The sequence below is a fragment of the Candidatus Babeliales bacterium genome (assembly GCA_035944115.1).
GTDB lineage: Bacteria > Babelota > Babeliae > Babelales > Vermiphilaceae > DASZBJ01.
Map to the genome: position 1 here is coordinate 18983 of DASZBJ010000034.1, position 20440 is coordinate 39422.

At 40.0% G+C, this 20440-nt stretch carries 15 protein-coding genes; 12 read left to right on the forward strand and 3 right to left on the reverse strand.

The window, feature by feature from the left end; all coding sequences use genetic code 11:
* Position 1: 1 nt before the first annotated feature.
* Both VGT41_03850 and tgt read left to right on the forward strand, forming a co-directional pair.
* A complete protein-coding gene (locus VGT41_03850) occupies positions 2-676 on the forward strand; it encodes a queuosine precursor transporter (GenBank protein ID HEV2601407.1) in 675 nt (224 codons plus the stop codon).
* Between the two features lie 15 nt (positions 677-691).
* A complete protein-coding gene (gene tgt / locus VGT41_03855) occupies positions 692-1822 on the forward strand; it encodes a tRNA guanosine(34) transglycosylase Tgt (protein HEV2601408.1) in 1131 nt (376 codons plus the stop codon).
* A gap of 79 nt (positions 1823-1901) precedes the next feature.
* On the opposite strand, the gene VGT41_03860 is transcribed toward tgt, so the two are convergent.
* Entirely contained in the window at positions 1902-5960 is a 4059-nt protein-coding gene (locus VGT41_03860) for a DUF4804 domain-containing protein (GenBank protein ID HEV2601409.1), read from the reverse strand.
* A 322-nt stretch (positions 5961-6282) separates the two neighbouring features.
* On the opposite strand from VGT41_03860, the gene VGT41_03865 reads away from it, so the two are divergent.
* The 3 genes from VGT41_03865 (at position 6283) to VGT41_03875 (ending at position 9869) form a co-directional block, all read left to right on the forward strand.
* Positions 6283-7641 carry an SPFH domain-containing protein gene (locus VGT41_03865; GenBank protein ID HEV2601410.1) on the forward strand — a complete coding sequence of 453 codons (1359 nt, stop codon included), beginning with the start codon at positions 6283-6285 and terminating at the stop codon, positions 7639-7641.
* The gene (locus tag VGT41_03870) at positions 7638-8387 is read left to right on the forward strand and encodes an RNA methyltransferase (protein ID HEV2601411.1); all 750 of its coding nucleotides are present in this window, start codon (positions 7638-7640) and stop codon (positions 8385-8387) included. The genes VGT41_03865 and VGT41_03870 overlap by 4 nt, the downstream gene beginning before the upstream one ends.
* A gap of 162 nt (positions 8388-8549) precedes the next feature.
* Positions 8550-9869 (forward strand): APC family permease, encoded by a 1320-nt coding sequence (locus VGT41_03875; protein HEV2601412.1) that lies wholly within the window; start codon positions 8550-8552, stop codon positions 9867-9869.
* Here the strand turns inward: VGT41_03875 and VGT41_03880 are convergent, their stop codons facing one another.
* Both VGT41_03880 and mraY read right to left on the reverse strand, forming a co-directional pair.
* A complete protein-coding gene (locus VGT41_03880) occupies positions 9870-10724 on the reverse strand; it encodes an Rpn family recombination-promoting nuclease/putative transposase (GenBank protein ID HEV2601413.1) in 855 nt (284 codons plus the stop codon).
* A gap of 63 nt (positions 10725-10787) precedes the next feature.
* Positions 10788-11852, reverse strand: a complete 1065-nt coding sequence (mraY, locus tag VGT41_03885; protein ID HEV2601414.1) for a phospho-N-acetylmuramoyl-pentapeptide-transferase — start codon at positions 11850-11852, stop codon at positions 10788-10790.
* Positions 11853-12056: 204 nt separating this feature from the next.
* Here mraY and VGT41_03890 point away from each other — a divergent pair, with 204 nt between their 5' ends.
* The 7 genes from VGT41_03890 (at position 12057) to rpoD (ending at position 20423) form a co-directional block, all read left to right on the forward strand.
* Positions 12057-12581 carry a hypothetical protein gene (locus tag VGT41_03890; GenBank protein HEV2601415.1) on the forward strand — a complete coding sequence of 175 codons (525 nt, stop codon included), beginning with the start codon at positions 12057-12059 and terminating at the stop codon, positions 12579-12581.
* A gap of 160 nt (positions 12582-12741) precedes the next feature.
* Positions 12742-13284 (forward strand): hypothetical protein, encoded by a 543-nt coding sequence (locus VGT41_03895; GenBank protein HEV2601416.1) that lies wholly within the window; start codon positions 12742-12744, stop codon positions 13282-13284.
* Positions 13285-13452: 168 nt separating this feature from the next.
* Complete coding sequence (gene mnmG, locus VGT41_03900; GenBank protein HEV2601417.1) at positions 13453-15273, forward strand: tRNA uridine-5-carboxymethylaminomethyl(34) synthesis enzyme MnmG; 1821 nt, start codon at positions 13453-13455, stop codon at positions 15271-15273.
* A 29-nt stretch (positions 15274-15302) separates the two neighbouring features.
* A complete protein-coding gene (locus VGT41_03905) occupies positions 15303-15968 on the forward strand; it encodes a hypothetical protein (GenBank protein HEV2601418.1) in 666 nt (221 codons plus the stop codon).
* Between the two features lie 12 nt (positions 15969-15980).
* Positions 15981-16781 carry a prolipoprotein diacylglyceryl transferase gene (locus VGT41_03910; GenBank protein ID HEV2601419.1) on the forward strand — a complete coding sequence of 267 codons (801 nt, stop codon included), beginning with the start codon at positions 15981-15983 and terminating at the stop codon, positions 16779-16781.
* Complete coding sequence (dnaG, locus tag VGT41_03915; protein ID HEV2601420.1) at positions 16768-18525, forward strand: DNA primase; 1758 nt, start codon at positions 16768-16770, stop codon at positions 18523-18525. The genes VGT41_03910 and dnaG overlap by 14 nt, the downstream gene beginning before the upstream one ends.
* Positions 18526-18542: 17 nt before the next feature.
* Positions 18543-20423 carry an RNA polymerase sigma factor RpoD gene (gene rpoD / locus VGT41_03920; protein ID HEV2601421.1) on the forward strand — a complete coding sequence of 627 codons (1881 nt, stop codon included), beginning with the start codon at positions 18543-18545 and terminating at the stop codon, positions 20421-20423.
* Positions 20424-20440: the final 17 nt, after the last annotated feature.

Sequence of the window (20440 nt, forward strand, 5' to 3'; positions counted from 1 at the left end):
CATGTTTTACAGTAACGAATTTATTTTCATTATCCATGTGGCCGTTATCGGCTTTTTTGCATTAGCTTCACTAAAACTTGGTAAACATGCACTCATTGCGTTTATATCCACCTGCTGTATTGCGGCAAATCTATTTGTCGTCAAACAGATCACGCTTTTTGGACTTGATGCAACCTGCTCTGATGCGTTCACCGTCGGCGCTGTATTTGGTCTTAATCTTCTACAAGAATACTTTGGACGTCCCATTACCAAAACGGCTATTTGGATTAGCTTTTTTTTAATGGTTTTTTTTGCAATCGTCTGCCAAATCCACATCAGTTATATTCCAAACAGCTATGACATTGCACAAATACATTATCATGCAATTCTTACATTCATGCCCCGCATTACTATGGCATCATTTACGGTGTATTTGATTGTCCAACAACTCGATAGCTATCTGTATGGAGTACTCAAAAGCAAATTTGCAGGCAGGTACTTAACCGCACGCAACTATATCTCAATCGGAATCTGCCAACTCATCGATACCGTTTTATTTAGTTTCTTAGGCCTGTATGGCATCGTACATTCTGTTTGGGATGTTATAGCAATCAGTTATGCCGTTAAGGTAATTATCATTCTCCTGACAACACCGTACATTCTTCTTTCTAAACATATACACTCATCAACTCCTTAAAAAAATAATCTTTGTATGAACCAATTTAAATTTGAACTCATCCATCAATCCCGTTTATCTCGTGCCCGTGTTGGCCGCATTCACACTCCTCATGGCATTATTGACACTCCAGGTTTTGTTGCCGTAGGAACCAATGCAACGCTCAAAAGCGTTGATAGCGAAATGATCAAAGATATTGATCTGCAACTCATGTTTTGCAATACCTATCACTTAATGTTGCAACCGGGCAGTGGAATAGTACAACAAGCGGGGGGACTTCATAAATTTATCAATCGTAATAAGCCGATTATTACTGATTCTGGTGGATTTCAAGTATTCAGCCTTGCCTATGGCACGGTGAATGATGAGCTGAAAAGTAAGGGTAAGAAGAAGGATAATGGATCAGTACTGAAAATTACCGAAGAAGGGGTGCTGTTCCGCTCATACCGTGATGGCAATAAACTTCTGCTTACTCCTGAATCATCCGTACAAGCGCAAAAAGATCTTGGTGCTGATATTATTATTCCCCTTGATGAATTGCCGCCGTATCACATAGATCCTAAAAAACTTGTTGATTCGCTTGAACGCACACACCGATGGGAAAAGCGCTCTCTTGATACGCACCTTGCCAACCGAAACAATCAAGCAATGTACGCGGTTATCCATGGTGGCGTAAACAAAGAACTGCGCAAAAAAAGTTGTGATTATTTAACCAGCTTAGATTTTGATGGATTTGCTATTGGCGGATCGTTAGGTAAAACGCACGCAGAAATGTTTGAGATGCTTGCACACACCATGCCATATGTACCAACAACCGCACCCAATCACCTCCTTGGCATCGGTGACCTGACATCGCTAGAGCCGTGCATAAAACTCGGCATCGATACGTTTGACAGCTCACATCCAACGCGCTGTGCACGACACGGATTACTGTTTACATTCAATGGTAACGTAAAAATAATGAACAGCGCCAATAGGCACCGATTTGAACCAATAGATAAAAATTGTACATGCTCAACCTGTAAACATTACACCATTGCATACCTACATCACCTTTTCAAAGCAAAAGAAATGACGGGGTATCAACTTGCAACGGTACATAATTTACATTTCATGGTGGCATTGATGGCTCAGTATCGAGAAAGAATAATCAATGGAGAGTTGTAAAGTTCTCCTGAAAATAAGAAGCTGCTCATGAACTATTTTTAATTCATGAGCAGCTTCTTTTATAAACAAAAACGCCTATTTATTCCGCAATCAACATATTCTTCGATGAAACATTTTCCGTATTAATCTCTGGATTTTGCAACTCTCCCAATGTTGAACAACATATCGCCGCAGGATCACCAGAAGCAGCCAACTGCCCAAGCCAGTATTCATTCCCTGGATACGAACCGCCATCCCATGCATACATTGCAACAAGCAGTTTCTTGCCATCTAACTTTCCTGCCGGATTTCTATTCTCAAAGGTTACCGTTATGCGTTGGTTGGTAAATAAATTCTGCTTATTTGCATACCAAAGAGCTTGTGGAACAAAATGGTCAAAATTAATACCATCAATATTGGGCAAATCGTACTTTTGTAAGATTTCTGCATATGCACGCAACATTGCATACGTCTGCTCAGTTTTATCATTCTTTGACGCCGCCCAAACGCCAAGTCCTAAACCAACGACTTCCGCTTGTACCAATTTTCCTTCTTTTTTACCGCGCTCATTTGCATCAATTAAAAATGGCAACAAAACTGCCTGCATTCGCTTCTTGTATACGTAGGTATCTAAATATCCAATAACTGTTGCTTGCGCATGTAATCCTCCAAAAATATCGACCTTTTCGATCAGTACAAACCTACCAGTTGTATCAACTTTTGCTTCATCATGGGTATAAAAATAGTCCACTTCATAAAATTGAGCCCACATCGTAAGCTGAGGGTCTTCTTTTTTGCGCACTTTCGGAGCACCATACCCATTTTCAGCTGTATTTTGATCAGCTGTAATCATCATATGCCGCCATTCCATAAGCCCTGGTTTTTCAAAACGAGCTCCGACAAGGCCAGTATAAATGCCTTCCTGTTCATAACGATCTTCGTTCTTTTCTTTTATTCCTCTGTTGTATCGACCTCCATCGTTAATAAAGTAGGTTGGCACTGAAACGCCCAATAATGCTGCAATCTGCATTTCGTCATATGATAGATACTCTTTTAAAACCAAAGGAGCTTTTTCATTTTCTGTGCCAATTTGTTCAAATTCACCATTTATCTCACCTCCTTGACCTTTCGTTACGCCATCCCGTAACAAATATGTATCGTTCTCTGTTAAAAAGGCTAGTGGACGGTTGGTAATCAAACGATCAATAAATTGATTTGTCGTCATGCCAGCGTATACCGCATGTTCTTTTTTACTACCTTTCGGGCCTCTTTTAAAAGTAAGAAACGCGTCAATTAATGCTAATATCTTTTTATGCATAACCAGACGCACAGTGTTAGCATGCTCCGCAATCCGCTCCTGCTTAGCTTTATCCTGGCCAGCTATAACAACAATTCTATTATCTTCTGTCTTAAATAGTCTAACATTTCCCCTTATGCCAAACTTCGCTGACCGCTCCACCAATGTCTCAAATGTTACCCCTGATTTTGCAGCAGACTTTATTTCTGGTTTCGGTTGGATCTTCACTGATTCTTGCGGTTTCTCTTGCGCAGCAGCCGCTTGCTCTTTTTCTTCTTCCTGTTCCACTTGCTTTGCTGGTGTAGTAGCGGCTTGTGAGGCTTGTTTTGCTTGTTGTTTTTTTTCTAGTTGTTTCTGCAGCTTCTTTGCTTCCGCCGCTCGCCGTTGTGCCTGCTGTTGCGCTAACGGTTTCTTTTCAGATGTGCTCTGTACATTCTTGAAGTTCAGATTTTCTTTATTAATTTCAGGGTTTAATACTTCTGACAAGGTTGAACTACAAATCGCTGCTGAATCTGATGAATAATTCTTTACTCCTTGCCAATACTCATTACCGGGATATGCACCTCCACCATTACGCGCATACATTGCAACAAGCAATTTAGTTGCATCTGCGCCAACCAACGCATCTGCCGGATTACGTTCTGAAAATACAATGTTTATTGTATTGGACCCAATTGCATTAGATCCTTTTTTAAATAGTTTTGAATCAATAGCAAATTTTCCAACTGATTCCTCAAACCAACTAAAATTAATGGTGTCAATCCAGGGGAATCGATATTGCCCCAGCAATTCTGCATACACCTCCAGTATCATTTTCTCTTGCTCAACACGATCGACCGCCCAAGTGCCAGTTCCCAAGCCAATAACCTGCGCATATACTTTTTTACCAAGCTCTTCACCACGTCCATCTGCATCATCAAGAAACGGTAATACAACCATTTTTATTCGTTCTTTATAGACCTCTTTATCTAAATATCCCTTTACCCAAACCTGTGTATCTTCTTCATCAACTGAACGCACTTCTACAGATAAGAATCGACCCGTTGTATCGGCTTCTGCCTGCTTAAATGTATAAAAATAAGGAATGTTATAAAACTTCGCCCATATATCCAGCTTGGGGTCACGAATAAACTGACTGTCGACTGGACTACCATACCCATGATCGGGCGTATTTTGTTCTTCAGTCACTATCATATGCTTCCATTCCATCAATCCTTGCTTTTCAAATTGTGTGCCGACAAGTCCTGTGTATACTCCCTCTGGAACATAAGAATTACTAGCGCCTTTTATTCCTTGATTTTCGCGCGTGCCGTTATTGATAAAATAGGTAGGTGCTGACATGCCCAACAATGCTGCAATCTGTAATTCATCATATGAAAGATAATCTTTTAATAAAAGAGGTGAGGCTTCATTAAACCCGCCAATCCGCTCAAAATTTCCTCTACCTGCACCGTGTGTTTTTCCATCTCGTAATAGGTATGTATCAAGCGGATCAAAAAAAACTACCGGACGATTAGAGATCAGACGATTAATAAATTTAGGTAAATCAATTCCAGCATAAACCGCTTTTTCCACTGAAGTACCATATTTAAGGCTATAAACTAAAAAATCGCTTATCAATTTCATTACCCTGTCATGTACTAACAAACGCACATCATGAGCCTGTTCAAGAATATGCTCCTTTTTATTATCATCATCTCCAGCTATTGTAGCAATTCTATTGGCAAGATTAGGTGCTGCTGCAAACCGTCGGTAAAAGTTATTGGATCGCTCCACTAGATCTTCAAACGTCAATCCTGATTCTTTCATCGCCTGTTGCAAATCCGCCGCATTCTTACGTGGTGCTAGAGCAGATTTAACTGTTTTTTGCCGTTTCTCTTTTCCTATTCGCCCTGCCTCTAACGCAGCCTGTTTAGCTTTGTCTTCCTCTTTTTTCCTTTCTGCTTCTTGCCTTGCTTTCTCAGCCAATTTTTCTTGCTGTGTCTTTTTTAATTCTACTGTCTGCTTTCGCTCTTTTTCTTTTTTTTGTTCTGCCTCTAATCGTATTTGCTCTTGTCGTCGCTCCTCTACTCTTTCTGCTTCTTGCCGACGAACTTGCGATTGCGCCGCTTGCATTCGTTGTTGCTCTGCTACTTTTTCTTGTGCGGTCGAACGTCTGGGAGAAGCCACTTTTACCTGCGGAGCTGGTGTCTTCAGGGCTGGCCGGGCAACCACTCTAACGGGTGCTGGTGCTGCCTTAGGCACAACTACTGGTATGCGAGCAGCCGGCTTTGCAACAACTCTTGCGGGTGCTGCTGGACGCATCGCTGGCGCGGGTCGCCGTACTGGTGCCGGTGCCGCCACAGGCGCAACCACTGGTCTTGCGCTTGGCCTTGGAACGAATCGTGCTGATGCTGCCGGACCCCTTGCTGGCATAATAGGAGCTGCTTTTGCAACTGGTGTTGCCTTAGGCGCAACTACTGGCATGCGAGCAGCCGGCTTTACAACAACTCTTGCAGGTGCTGCACCTGCTCTGACTGGTGCAAACACCAATGCCCGCAATTGAGCAGCGAATGGACCTACCGGAGGCGTGCTGGTCACACGGATTATTAACGTCTCTACTGCATCTCGTTTTAATTTTTTAGCTATTGCTTCTGAGCGAATTTTTTGAGCAAGGGTAGGCAGTTGTTGCTCTATCCACGTATCTGTAGCCCGTAAACCAACTCTATTTAACGTAGCAATCATTTGCTCTAGCGTACCGGTCAGAGGGGCCTGCACTTGAGGCGCTTTTGCGCGAGGCGCTCGTGCCGCAAATGTGGGCACGGTCACAGTCATGGCCATAACGATACCCAGAAAACCCATATATAAGAAACTTTTTCTCATTAAAAACCCCTTAAGTATTATTAAAAATAAACCTATCATTATTTGCTGTTACACAAAATTACAAAATCGTGATTAATCATATAAAGAATTAACTCAAAAAAACAAGGAAGCATGCTATTCTATTAGACACAGCAGCTTGATCTGTTATTAAAACATAATATACTTGATCTATAGGGTTTATAATTCTTCATTTCTAACCTGCTGCAGAGATATTTATTCCTCTGATCAAAGATCCAGACAGCAGCCCCAAAAAATACACCATCATTTTTACGATGGGTACTCAAAAACAGTGTTTCTCTACTTCACTCTCAAGGAGTCATCAATGGACCTCATACTAGTTGCAGGCGTCTCGCTCGTTAGCTGCATACTTACCCTCATATTTCTTGCCGCTCGATATCGCCGCTGCCCATCCAACCAGATTTTAGCCGTCTATGGTAAGGTTGCAAAAGGCCAATCAGTCAAATGTTATCATGGTGGTGGTACATTCGTCTGGCCACTCATTCAAGATTATGCATATCTAGATTTAACTCCTATTACCATCCATATCAATTTAAAAAGTGCATTATCGCTTCATAACATCAGGGTTAACCTCCCTTCAACGTTTACCATCGCTATTGGTACTACAGAAGAATTAATGAGCAATGCTGCTATTCGTCTTCTTGATCTTAATAAACGAGAAATCGAACTCATGGCTTCAGAAATTATTTTTGGCCAGCTCCGATTAACCGTTGCATCTCTCACCATTGAACAGATCAATCTCGATCGTGAAAGCTTTTTAGAGTCTATTCGTGATCATATTGATACAGAGCTTAAAAAAATCGGTCTTATTCTTATCAACGTTAACATCACCGATATTCATGATGAATCGGGATACATTGATAGTATTGGTAAAAAAGCTGCCTCTGCCGCACTGAACCAAGCAAAAATCGATGTCGCTGAAGCTGAAAAACGGGGCGAAATCGGTAAAGCGCTTGCGGAAAAGGAACGTCGCATCAGCGTTGCTGCCTATCATGCCCAAGCAATTGAAGGTGAAAATCTAGCAAAAGCACACGTGGCAACATATAATGCTGACCTTGCAGAAAAACAGGCCCTTGCTGACCAACGCAGTGAGGTTGCCGAACAACAAGCAGCTGCAACCATTCAAGAGGCAAAAGCAATCGCTGAACTCAAACGACTTGAAACTGAACAAATTGTTGTTCGAGAAATCGAAAAGCGCAAAATTGAAATTGATGCACAAGCTGCTGCAGAAAAACAAAAAACAGAGGCCGCGGGACACGCTGAATCTATATTACTCATCAAAACGGCTGAAGCAGAAGGCACCCAAAGAGTGTTATCCGCAAAAGCGCACGGGTATCAAGAGCTCATCAAGTCGTGCGGAAACAACAGCAAAGATGCTGCCACCATGCTTCTTGTCGAAAAACTTGAAGAATTGGTTAAACTTCAAACGGAAGCAATCCGCAATATCAAGATCGATAAAATCACGGTATGGGATAGCGGTAATGCAAAAGATGGTAGCTCAACTGCAAATTTCATGAAAAATATGGTAAAATCTCTCCCATCACTGCATGATGTTGCCAACATGGCAGGCATGGAGCTTCCTGAATACCTTGGAAAACTGACCGAAGATAAAAAAATTCACATTGATTCCTCAGAAACTTCTTACAATAAAGAAAATAAATGAATATAAAAACAATCACCTCTACGCAAAATGTCGAAATTAAATCAGTTGCAGCATTACAAGACAAAAAAGAACGCTCAAAGCTGGGAATGTTTGTTGCTGAAGGCGTACGCACCTGCACCACGCTAATTAAAAGCTCTGCAAAGCTCGTGCAAATGTATACAACACAAGCAATGCTTGATACCGCACTTTCATTAACCCATGCAAAATTTATCACTATCGTTGATCAAGTGGTGATGGAAAAAATCAGCGGCACAAAAACTGCAAGCGGCCTTGTCGCTGTTTTTAAAATACCAAAACATCCAGCCGCTGAAGAACTTTCCAGCGGAATGGTACTTGCAAACATCACCGATCCAGGCAACATGGGTACCCTTATCAGAACCGCATCAGCACTCAGCACAACTTCAATTGTAGTTGTCGAAGGCACCGATCCATGGAGTCCAAAAGTAATCCAAGCATCCGCGGGAACTATTGGCACGGTCAAGATTTTCCAATGGGATTGGATGGAACTCATTGAGAAAAAAGGGGATATACCACTGTGCGCATTGGTAGTCAGCGGCGGACGCCCACCACACAAATTGCATGACGTTGAATCCTTACTCGTTATTGGCAACGAAGCTCATGGTATTCCACAAGAATGGATTGATTCATGCGAACAACAGATTACACTCCCTATGCCAGGTAATACAGAAAGCTTGAATGCGGCTGTTGCAGGATCAATTGCATTATATTTGAGCAAAATCAAATAATTGCAGTTGCCAGATTTTTAGTTTTCTGTTTGACTAAGAGCTATCCGAAAATTTTCGCCATCTATTGCACTATTTTACAATACATTGATCCACCAACTAATTTTCGGATAAGTTCTAAATCAAAGAAAATTAATACTACAGATCTAGATTAGGGAAACCTACATGCAACAAGAACGAACTCTCTCTCTGCCAATTGCCATATTAATTAATATCAATACAATGCTTGGCTCAGGTATTTTTTTAAACACTACCATTCTTGCAGAACGGGCGGGTGCAGTTGGATTTGTGAGCTATGCAGTTATTGGTATTTTATTGTTACCACTTGTTATTTCTATGGCGCACCTTCTGAATATCCATCCAGCCGGAGGATTTTATACATTTGCAAAATGCGAATTAAGCCTATTCGCTGGATTTATTAGCGCATGGAGTTATTTCACGGCAAAGCTTGCATCTGCTACGTTAATGATTCATGCGTCAGTTATAACGCTCCAGCAACTGATTCCAGCGCTTGCACAGCTACATCCATTTATACTAGACTCCTCTATTCTTGCATGCTTTATTGGACTTAACATGTTCAATATGAGGACGGGAGGCAGAATCCAAACTATATTCACTGTTCTAAAAATGATTCCTATTATTTTTGCTATCTGCGCTGGCTTATATCTTTTTACCGGCAGTAACTTTACAGAAACTCATCTACTCTGGGTCGGCATTCCTGGCACTATACCTCTGGTAATTTACGCAACGATGGGATTTGAAACTGCCTGTTCATTAAGCAACCATATTAAGAATGCGCATAAGAATGGCCCCCTAGCGATTTTAATATCATACGCGCTCGCAATTGGCATAATAATTGCGTATCAATTTCTTATGTATGGTGCTCTCGGCACATCACTTCTTTCATATGCAACATTCCGCGATGCATTCCCTGGACTCGCATCACTGCTCACTCCTGCATCGGCCACAACAGCTCAAACTATCGGTGGCTTGCTGAATCTCGCTATTGCAGCTTCAATACTTGGCGGCAGTTATGGAATACTGTTTAGTAACGTCTGGAATTTACATACACTTGCAACCCACAACCATGTGTTCTTTTCATCTCTATTTACTGCTTTGAATAAAAATGCGATCCCTTCTGCCTGTGTTCTGGCTGAAGGAGCTCTGTGCATTATGTACTTATTTATATCTGGCGGACAAATAGTCGTCCTTCAGCAAATAGGAGCTCTCGGGGTTGTATTTACCTATACAATGAGCGTCCTATCACTTGTCTATGCAAAGCGAGCACGTCCAAGCATTACGATTCCATTATGGATTCCAGCGCTGGGACTTTTCAATTGCCTACTGTTGATTGCTGCCTGCATTCGAGGACTGTTGCTTTCAGGATTTGTTGCTTTAATGTACTTTGTTTCATTACTTGTTTGTGGCATAGTAATGTTTTTGTATACGCAAAAAACAATGCGTGAAGAACCACAGGGATTTTAGCTATTTTCGTTTTTTAAGCTCTTCTAGTTGTGCTACAGTAAGCCCTGTTTTTCTAGCAATTGTTGCAACATCTAAAACATCCAAAAGGTCTTGTGCAATTTCTAAGGCTTTTGCTAATCCACCTTTCATTTTGCCTTCTACTATTCCTTTATCATATGCGGTCTCTAACTGACTTGCAGAAGAACGGATTTGGTCCAGATATCGGTCGTATGCCTCCAATTCTTTTTTTGACCAGTTACCTTGCTCAAGAACATTAAAAGCGTCGGTCATCACAGGATCTTTTAAAGCTGAGGGAATTTTTTGTAACGTAACTGCGTGCTTCAAAAAATAAATCCATTTATCAAGAACGGTAAAAAGAGACTCAAGCTCTTTCTCAAATTTACTCAACTCTATAAAATGGAACTCTAAATGCTTCAACTCATGAGCAAATGTTTTGGCGTCTAAAATAAAATGATGACTAATGTATTCTGTTGTAGCAAGCAAATTAAAATCAAGTATGCCAACAAAAATAACGGGGACCAATGTGGTATATTCTCCACGCGCAGCAAGCTGTCGGTCAAGCGCTACAGCGCTATAATATTGCGCTCGAGGAGCATAATCTTTTTGATCAACAACCTGCATTTCAACAATATATTGATTGCCGTCCTGATCGGTACAGCGAACACCTACTGCGCTCGTTTTAGAAGCAGGAGTCTCAGCGACATTATTCGGATCATTGATAACCACATCAATAATTTTATTCCCTTCTACTCGACCTAATACGCTATTTAAAAAACTCATTAAAATGTTTTTATGCGTAATATCACCAAACAATTTCTTAAAGGCAATATCACTTTTTGGATCTAAGAAAATCATATCATTATCCTTTTTTATATTTTTTCATCGAAAAAACAGATCACTACAATAATCTTACATAATTTAACGCAATTTTAGCGTAATCAATGCAAGCAAGCATAAAATAAATGAGATAATGCCAAAGCGAACGGTAATTTTAGATTCTTGCCAACCAAGCAGCTCAAAATGGTGATGAATCGGTGCCATCTTAAAACATCGTCTACCCAAATACCGCAATGACATTACTTGCGCAATTACCGACACTGTTTCTAGGACAAAAAGGCCACCGGCGATAACAAGTAAGAACTCCTGTTTTGCCATCAATGCCATCAGGGCAAGGCCGGCACCTAACGATAGCGAACCAACATCACCCATAAAAATTTCTGCTGGATAGGCGTTGTACCATAAAAAGCCGAGCGAAGCGCCAACCAAAATAGAACCAATAACCGCTATTTCAGCAGATCCGGTAAATGGAATATATAAATAACTGGCGAGTGCATGGTGACCTGCTAAATATGCTAATAATGAAAACAGTGCAAAGTTTGGCAACAATGATCCAATTGCTAAACCATCAAGCCCATCGGTTAAATTAACTGCATTGCTCGTAGACACAATCACAAACATAGCCCATGGAACATATAACCAGCTGATATCTAACTGCAACGTTTTACAAAATGGAAACGATAGAACTGTTGCGCCATCAACAAAAAAGATTAAGCCGAGTGCAACCATCGCTGCTACGAGCCATTGCAATTTAAACTTCATTCCCGCAGCGATTCCTTTTTTGTGCATAACTTTGCACCAATCATCCCAAAATCCAATTGCACCAAAACCAACAAAACAAAATAAAAAAAACCAAACACGCGGGTCAAACACATTACACCATAGCAAAGTATTAAGCACTACCACACCCAGAATAAAGACACCTCCCATTGTCGGCGTGTCATCCTTTTTTTTGTGCGATTCTGGCAACATCTCACGCGTTTTTGATCGAAAATTCTTTTTTGATATTGCAATGCAAGCATCACCAAACACAAAAGAAAAAAACAATGTACTCAATAATGAAGCAATCGCTCGAAAGCTCACATAATGGACCACATTAAACCCAGAAATATATGACTTTAGCCAAATAGACAAATGATATATCATGACCCTCACTCTAACTATATAAATATATGTTATATTAATGTACAAGAAGTATATCAAAACAAACCAAAATTGCCCAATACATCGATTTAATGGGGGGTTTGGCCGGGGGGTTGACCCTAAAAGCCCCATCTGGCACACTTAATGGTATCAAAATGGAGGAAAAGTATATGGTAATCACATTAACTTTTACCGAAAAGGTACATTATGAAACTGAATACTATAAAAAATAAAGCAATCGGGGCGATTCTCTTGCCAATGCTACTCATAAGCGCCTCAACCTCTGCAGCTCCCACCTGTAAATTCCCTCTTGAGGCAATAAGAAAGCAGATCTGTAATGCCAATAGCGATCAGTCTCTAACAGAATCCGTCGATAGTCATTTAGATGGATGGACAAGCTGGGTTACATCATTTGCCAATATGAATAATACCGAATCGTTAGACGTACATCTCAAAAGACTAGAATTGAGAATATCAGCCCTTGAGCAAATAAAAGCAAAAGCAAAAGATTGTAGCGACATCATCTACAAATTGCTCTCTATGCTTTGCACAGATATAAAAACTATTTATACCACATTAAAAAATTATAATCGCTCAACTAGCTTGGGCGATATGATGGAACTGGGGCAAACATTACATCCATATACCCCACTATTCCCAGAAAAAATACGAAAGTTTTCAAAAACTGAATGGAAAACAATATTCAAACATCGTATTAAACACAGCAGATAAATAATACACCTCATACCGATAAAAAATGAAAAGGCTTTTAGGGTAATCCTCTGAAAGCCTTTTTTGTTTATACGTGTGTCCTCTCTGTACAAACTATCGTTCTTTTCATATTCTATCTAGCCGATATATATATCTACTCATCTGCAACTCAGGATTTAATATGACAAGACATACTCTACTAATTACTCTAGCTCTCTGCTTTTCCATTAATTATAGCATCCAATTACATGCTGCTGATGATTGCAAAAATGGTGGTGGTGACGACATATCAGCATGGGAGACAGGAAGTGATAGCGGCGATGAAGACGGTGGAATAGTAGCATGGGCAAACGCTGCAGCGTCACCTTCTGAATATACTGCTGCATTAACGCAAGCAACAGATACGACAAATCAGTTAAGTTTCTTCTTGCACCACCAACACAAAGAATGTATGCGCTTACAAGAAAGAATACAGACCCTTCCTTCATTAATCGAAACAATTAGTAGTGCGTCTAGTAATAATCAAGCGGCTGCATCAGGACTATCTCAATTGCAAAGATCATCATGGGGACCGGCAATCTCTCAATGGCAAAGCGCACTAGCAATAGCGCTGACCAATATCGAAGGTCTGCATAAAGTATTAAGGACCCTGGAACTACCTGCAGTCAGAACCACCCTACATCATCACCCGCGACCTACGCACTCATCTAAACGCAAGCTCTGATAGATGCAACTCGACCAACAAAAAAATTAAATAAAGCCAAGCAAGACCGCAATGTATACAACTGCCAAAAGACTTGCTGGTTATCACAAGATGCTTTACAATGAGTTTTTATGGTATTAAAGCCTAAAAACTCATTTTTGTTAAACCGCTTACTTTTACAAAGAACAAATGAATACAGCACCTACCTATGATTTTGATGTTATCGTTATTGGCGGTGGCCACGCCGGAATAGAAGCAGCACATGCCGCAGCAAAGATGGGATCTAAAACCTTAATGATTACCATCGACACGCAAAAAATAGGCCTCATGCCCTGCAATCCTGCAATCGGTGGTGTAGGCAAAGGACATATGGTATATGAAATTAGCGCTATGGGTGGCCTAATGCCGAAACTTTGTACCAAAACCTACTTACAAGCCCGTATGCTCAATACAAAAAAAGGGCCCGCTGTTCAAGGACTGCGTCTGCAAATTGATAAATACGCATACAACAAATTAAGCCGAGAAACACTTGCACAGACAAAAAATCTTACCTTACGCTCGGCGATGATAGAGTCTGTATGTCTTGATGAAACTGGCCATGTACGCGGCATTATCACTGCAACCGGAGAAACAATCAGTGCTCCAACAGTGATTATTACAACCGGTACCTTTTTAAATGGTAAATGCCATATTGGTGAGAAAAATTTTGCTGCAGGACGACAAGATGAACCGGCAGCAACGGGTATTTCACAATTTTTTAAAAATCAGGGTATACAACTCGGACGCTTAAAAACAGGAACTCCTCCCCGTATTGCTAAGGGCTCCATCGATTTTTCAAAGTTAGAATATCAAGAGGCTGATGATCTTAATTATTTGTTTGAGTTCTATCCTCATAAATCGATACATACACATCCCTGCTATATAACGCACACTAATAAAAAGACGCACGATGTGATCAGAAACAACCTCCACCGTTCGGCAATGTATAATGGTAACATCTTTGGGATCGGACCACGATACTGCCCATCCATTGAAGATAAAATTGGCCGATTCCCTAATAAAGAATCGCACCACGTATTTGTAGAACCAGAGGGTGCTGATTCTGATGAAGTATATCCAAATGGAATCTCCACATCGCTTCCTCAAGAAATACAAAAAGAGTATCTACAAACCATTGTTGGATTTGAAAACGCGGTGATCACTCGCCCAGGATACGCAGTTGAATATGACTTCGTACTGCCAAACCAGCTGCATCATACGCTGGAAGTCAAATCTATTCCTGGCCTTTTTTTAGCAGGGCAGATTAATGGTACCACAGGATACGAAGAAGCTGCAGGTCAAGGAATTATGGCGGGGATTAATGCACATTTACATCACACAAAGCAACCGCCATTTATCATGGATCGTAATGAAGGATACATTGGGGTTATGATTGATGATTTAGTCTCATTTGGTGTTGATGAACCATATCGCATGTTTACATCGCGTGCAGAACGACGACTGTTACTCCGTCAAGATAATGTATTCTTACGACTCACTGACAAAGCACATGCTCTTGGTATGATCGATGAACAGATGTATACCGACTTTAAGGAAGAACAAAAAGCCGTTTTTGATACATTAACTTTTTTCCGTAGCAAATATAGCAATACACAGCTACTTAAAAAGTTTGGTGAGCTGGAATGTAATATAGCAGAGCTACGAGCCCATGCACCGGTACCCCTTTCTGACCGAGCTGTACAAATCATACACGCCGAAATTCGATACCAACCCTATATCGAACGAGAACAGCAAGAGATCGAAAAAAATATCCAGTATCAATCAATGACAATTCCTGATACATTCTCATATAAAGATATACCGGGATTATCAAAGGAATTACAGGAGAAGTTACATAAATATACACCAAAAACTATCGCACATGCGGCATTAATTCCAGGTATGACCCCCGCTGCAATTGCGCTATTAATTTTTAATATACGAGAACAGATAAAATTAAAAAAAGGTTAGTTTTTAAACATTAATAAAGGATTTTTATCGTGTCTACCAAAACAATGTTTGCATTACTGTTATTACCATCAATCGTTTTTTCAGCTGCCCCGCAACCAACGGCAACAAAAAAGTCAAAGGCTGTTACCTCTAAATCATCTTGTGCAAAAAAAACCAAGAAAAAATCATGTAACTCTTGCCCACTTGCGCAGAAACAACCGGCAAAAACTAAAGAATTTGAAGCAACCCTCCTTCCTGTTGCTACAGCAACCGTTGCTACTGATCTAAAAACAACGGCTACGCAAACTGCTATTGCTGTTACTGAAAGCACTGTCTCTACAACAGCTCAAGTGCAATCGACTACAAATGCAGATGCAAAAAAACGATCCGTTACTGTGGTCGCTGATATGCCTAAAGCATCATTAGGATATAAACATTTTTTTGGCACCTATTATCCAACAGAATTCTATCTAACCGTGAACGGTAAAAAATCTGGGCCTGAAGAAACCGTTACTATAGATTGTGAGAACAACTGTGTCGACATCACCTATTACGCGCAATTTCAAAACGGTAGAGAAACGTCTCGACAATATGTATATGCAATTGATCCAAAAAAAGAACAAGTAACCGCTACTTTTGGTTGGAAAGTTGATAACCGCGTAATGCTGGATGATGAGAGAGCGCAACTAACTTCATTTGTTGAAATTATACCGTAATAAGGAATATTCTTGTTGCACACTATTGCTCATATCTATGGTCCTTTTACCATACACAGTTTTGGTTTATTTGTTGTTTTGGGTCTTATTGCAACGATATACCTTACATTACAACATCCATTGCGTGCAAAAATTGTCACTAAAAACAGTTTTTTAGATGCAATTTTGCTCAGCATCATTGTTGGCGTTGTTGGATGCCGCATACTATTTATATTCCAAAACTGGCGTACCTTGCAGCATTACACCGATATTTTTGATGTAACAAGTGGAGGAGTTTCTTCTCTGGGAGCTTTTGTAGGCATTTTACTGGTCATGCCACTCTATTTACGGTGGCATGCAATCCCCTGCATACCTTTTTTTGATCTTCTTGCTATTCATGCTGCGTTGCTTCATACATTTGTCCGTATCGGCTGCTTTTTATCAGGATGTTGTCACGGTATCCAAACCGCTATGCCTTGGGGGGTTATCTATAGCGACTTTGAATCATCTGCACCATTATTTGTAAGAATTCATCCGACACAACTCTACAGTGCTTGTATATCATTACTATTGTTTTTCATTATATATTTTAAATTACAATATCAGTTTAAAAAACCTGGCCAAATTACTGCATTATATCTAATGGGTACCACGATGGAACGGTTCTTAGTTGATTTCTTTCGCGGAGACCAAGAGTTTTTACCCTATACATCGTTATTAGTTCTTTCGACACACCAATGGATCGCCCTTGGATTGTTTGCCTTAGGATTTATACTTTTTATATATGCTTCATACGCTACCACCAAACCGTACCAGTACCATGAACCTGTTTAGCTATATAAAAAGTAACCTATCGATCTTGAACGTCATACAAGAATACACAACACTCAAAAAAGCAGGCTCATACTGGAAAGGAAGCTGCCCCTTCCATTCAGAAAAAACTGGGTCCTTTACCGTAAGCCCACACAAAGAAATTTTTTACTGCTTTGGCTGTCATGCTGGCGGAGATCTGATTACCTTTACTGCTACTATAGAAAACTGCTCCCCCATGGAAGCAGCACAACATCTTATTGACCGATACCAACTTACCATTCCAGATAATATCGCAAAAGATGATGGTGTTTCACTTGAGAAAAAGAACTTATACTTTAAGATTTGCGAACTAACTGCTTCCTGGTGTGCTGAAAACCTCACCAAAAACCCCACAATATTGAATTACCTGCACAATCGTAATATTAACCAAAAAAGCATTGCCCATTTTACGATTGGCTTTTTTCCTGGTGGACTTGCAGCCATCAAAATGTTTACTGAGTTTATGAAAAAACAAGGGATACTATATGATGATTTACTGCAAGCACATATTATCTGCCAAGGAAAAACTGTTGCATATTCCCCGTTTGAACAGCGGATTATCTTTCCTATAAAAGATCATTTAGGTAGATATTGTGGCTTTGGTGGACGCATTTATCAAGAACAAGATCAACGAGCCAAATATTATAATTCCCGCGAAACTGATTTTTTCTCAAAAGGATCCCTCCTTTTTGGACTTGATATCGCCAAACAAGCAATTCAAAAAGCAGAAACCGCCTTTTTAGTCGAAGGGTATACCGACTGTATCGTTATGGCACAATACGGCTATCACAACACTGTAGCCACACTGGGAACCGCTTGTACTCTTGAACATCTCACTATCCTTGCACGCCACGCACAACAACTTTTTATTCTGTATGATGGAGATCGCGCAGGCCAAGAAGCAATGCTACGCCTGACCGAACTGTGCTGGCAAGTACAAATCGAACTGAAAGTAATTTGTCTTCCTTCTGGAGAAGATCCAGCATCATTTCTAATAAAAGGAGAACAGCTAACCCCTTTGATTGAACACGCAAAAGATATTTTTGAATATTTCATTACTATCTTAAGTAAAGATTATTTGCATCAGACGCTCCACAAAAAACTACAACTTGCCCAAAAGATTATCACCACCATTGAGCGGCTGGACAACCCCCTAACCAAGGATCTACTCTTCCAGCGGGCATCCGATATATTAAAAATTCCAGTCTCATCCCTGAAAAACTCTACTCTGGCGAGCCCGCAACGTACCCCCAGAAAGCTACCCGATATTCCTGCTGAACCTGAAGAATCAGAGCAACCACAGGACCAAAGACTAGAAAAAGCCCTGTTTTTCGCTATAATGGGAGATATTACGCTTTTGAATGATGATAATGCGGTATATTTATTAGAATATTTGCCGAGCCCATTTAATAAAATATTAGCGCGGCTCAGAGAGGCACAAAGAATATGCTCATCGCTCAACTTTATTCAGTTTTTTGATATGTTAAACCCCAAAGAGCAACAATTCATTAGCAAGCTACTCATGAATCAAGAACAAGAGACATCCCCTGAAGAATTCGACCAGCTTCTTACAAAACTACAAAAAAAGAATTGGAAGCTCATCGTGCAAAATATGAAAATCAAAATTGCACAGGAAGAAGAGTACGCAAATAAAGAAAAGATTGAAAAAATAATTCAAGACTTTTTAGCCTTAAAGAGAAAAATAGTTCACAAGAATCTTATTTAAAAATTAAAGATCATTGTATGAAAAAAACAAATAAAAACGAAACGCCTGCACCAGTAGTAACCGAAAAAACTACTACCACCAACTTAGATCTTAAAAAAGAGCTTATTAACGAACTCATTGACCATGGAAAACAGAATGGCTTTCTTGCATATGAAGAAGTAATCGAATTCTGTGATCGAACAAACCTGTCTGAAAAAGAGACGAGTGAACTCCTTTCTCGCATTGAACGATCTCATATCGAACTCATTACTCAAGAAGAGATGGAGCAAAAAAACATCCATGAAGATGATGAGGATGACCTTGGTGAGAAAGCATTACAGAACCCTCTGAATCTCGAAGATGAATTTGAAGAAGAAGATGAGGAAGAAGAGAGCGACGAAGATGATGATAAAAAGAAAGTTGCACGGGCTGACACTGCGGCGCACATTAGTGATGCAGTAAAGTGTTATCTACGCGATATCGGCAAAATACCACTTCTTAATAAAGAAACAGAAACCGTAATTTCTAATATGATCGCAAAAAGCAAGCGCGATTGTATCGAAATCATTTCTCGATTTCCATTTATCCATAAAGAATTTCTCTCTATCGGAGAACGTCTTTCTAAAGATTCTTTGATTTTAAAAGACCTCATTCAATTCTCTCAATTTGACGAAGAAAACCTTCCAAAAATCGAAGAAGAAAAGAAAAACATCATAAAAATGATCAACACCATAAAAACGTTGATCTTAAATGAAGAAAAGATTTATGCAAAATATCGAGGTCAACTGGTCACCAAACAGGACCGCGATGCAATGCTTGGAGAAATCAAAGATAATAAACAGGAAATTGGTAAAAAGATTCAAAGCATAAAGCTTTCTAATAAATTAATCAGAAAGCTTGGAAAACGTATTGAAAAATACCTGAATAAAATCCAAGAAAAAGAAACGATTGCGCGAGAATCTACTCAAGTTTTAGAAGATCTTAAAAAAATCGAAAATCCAAACGAAGCCGAGTTAGAAGCAATACAAGAGCATGAAAGAAACATGCGCTCTGCCAACAAGTTAATCAAAAAACTTGAAGTTGAAGTTGGACTTCCAAAATCAGAGATCACTGTTCTTTATCATCAATTCGCAACCGCTCAACAAAATGATAAACGTGCAAAAGACAACCTTGCTAAAGCAAACTTGCGCCTTGTTGTTAATATTGCAAAAAAATTCGTTAACCGCGGGCTACACTTTCTTGATCTGATCCAGGAAGGTAACATCGGGCTTATGAAAGCAGTAGAAAAATTTGAGTTTGAACGTGGTTATAAATTCTCAACATATGCAACCTGGTGGATTAAGCAGGCAATCACTCGCGCTATCGCTGACCAGTCGCGTACTATTCGCGTACCGGTGCACATGGTAGAAACACTTAATAAAATTAATAAAATACGCCGCACCTTTGTACAAGAGCACGGTAGGGAACCATCCCATACAGAGTTAGCAAAAGAACTAAATCTTGATGAAAAGAAAATCAAAAACATCATTAAAATCTCTAAAGAGCCGATATCTCTTGAAACGCCTGTTGGCGATGGTGAAGATGCGTATCTAAAGGATTTTATCAAAAATGAAAATGATTTTTCTCCATCTGATACGGTTGCTAACAACGACCTAAAAGAACGAGTGCGTAAAGTACTTAAAACGTTAACACCACGAGAAGAAAAAGTTCTGAAAATGCGTTTTGGAATCGACGTTGCCTCTGAGCATACCCTTGAAGAAGTTGGAAAAGACTTCTCCGTAACACGAGAACGTATTCGACAAATTGAAGTTAAGGCGCTGCGCAAACTCCGTCATCCATCCCGTAGCAAGAAGCTTAAGACATTCTTCGATAAAGAAATCGATGAAATATCGGAAGATTTAGATGATCCAATTGAGTAATCTATAAAAAATGAGAG

Coding starts and splice junctions, on each gene's coding strand:
- VGT41_03870 (HEV2601411.1), top strand. CDS start 7,638: ATGAATATAAAAACAATCACCTCTACGCAAAATGTCGAAATTAAATCA.
- VGT41_03860 (HEV2601409.1), bottom strand. CDS start 5,960: ATGAGAAAAAGTTTCTTATATATGGGTTTTCTGGGTATCGTTATGGCC.
- tgt (HEV2601408.1), top strand. CDS start 692: ATGAACCAATTTAAATTTGAACTCATCCATCAATCCCGTTTATCTCGT.
- VGT41_03880 (HEV2601413.1), bottom strand. CDS start 10,724: ATGATTTTCTTAGATCCAAAAAGTGATATTGCCTTTAAGAAATTGTTT.
- VGT41_03875 (HEV2601412.1), top strand. CDS start 8,550: ATGCAACAAGAACGAACTCTCTCTCTGCCAATTGCCATATTAATTAAT.
- VGT41_03865 (HEV2601410.1), top strand. CDS start 6,283: ATGGACCTCATACTAGTTGCAGGCGTCTCGCTCGTTAGCTGCATACTT.
- mnmG (HEV2601417.1), top strand. CDS start 13,453: ATGAATACAGCACCTACCTATGATTTTGATGTTATCGTTATTGGCGGT.
- VGT41_03850 (HEV2601407.1), top strand. CDS start 2: ATGTTTTACAGTAACGAATTTATTTTCATTATCCATGTGGCCGTTATC.
- dnaG (HEV2601420.1), top strand. CDS start 16,768: ATGAACCTGTTTAGCTATATAAAAAGTAACCTATCGATCTTGAACGTC.
- rpoD (HEV2601421.1), top strand. CDS start 18,543: ATGAAAAAAACAAATAAAAACGAAACGCCTGCACCAGTAGTAACCGAA.
- VGT41_03895 (HEV2601416.1), top strand. CDS start 12,742: ATGACAAGACATACTCTACTAATTACTCTAGCTCTCTGCTTTTCCATT.
- VGT41_03890 (HEV2601415.1), top strand. CDS start 12,057: ATGAAACTGAATACTATAAAAAATAAAGCAATCGGGGCGATTCTCTTG.
- mraY (HEV2601414.1), bottom strand. CDS start 11,852: ATGATATATCATTTGTCTATTTGGCTAAAGTCATATATTTCTGGGTTT.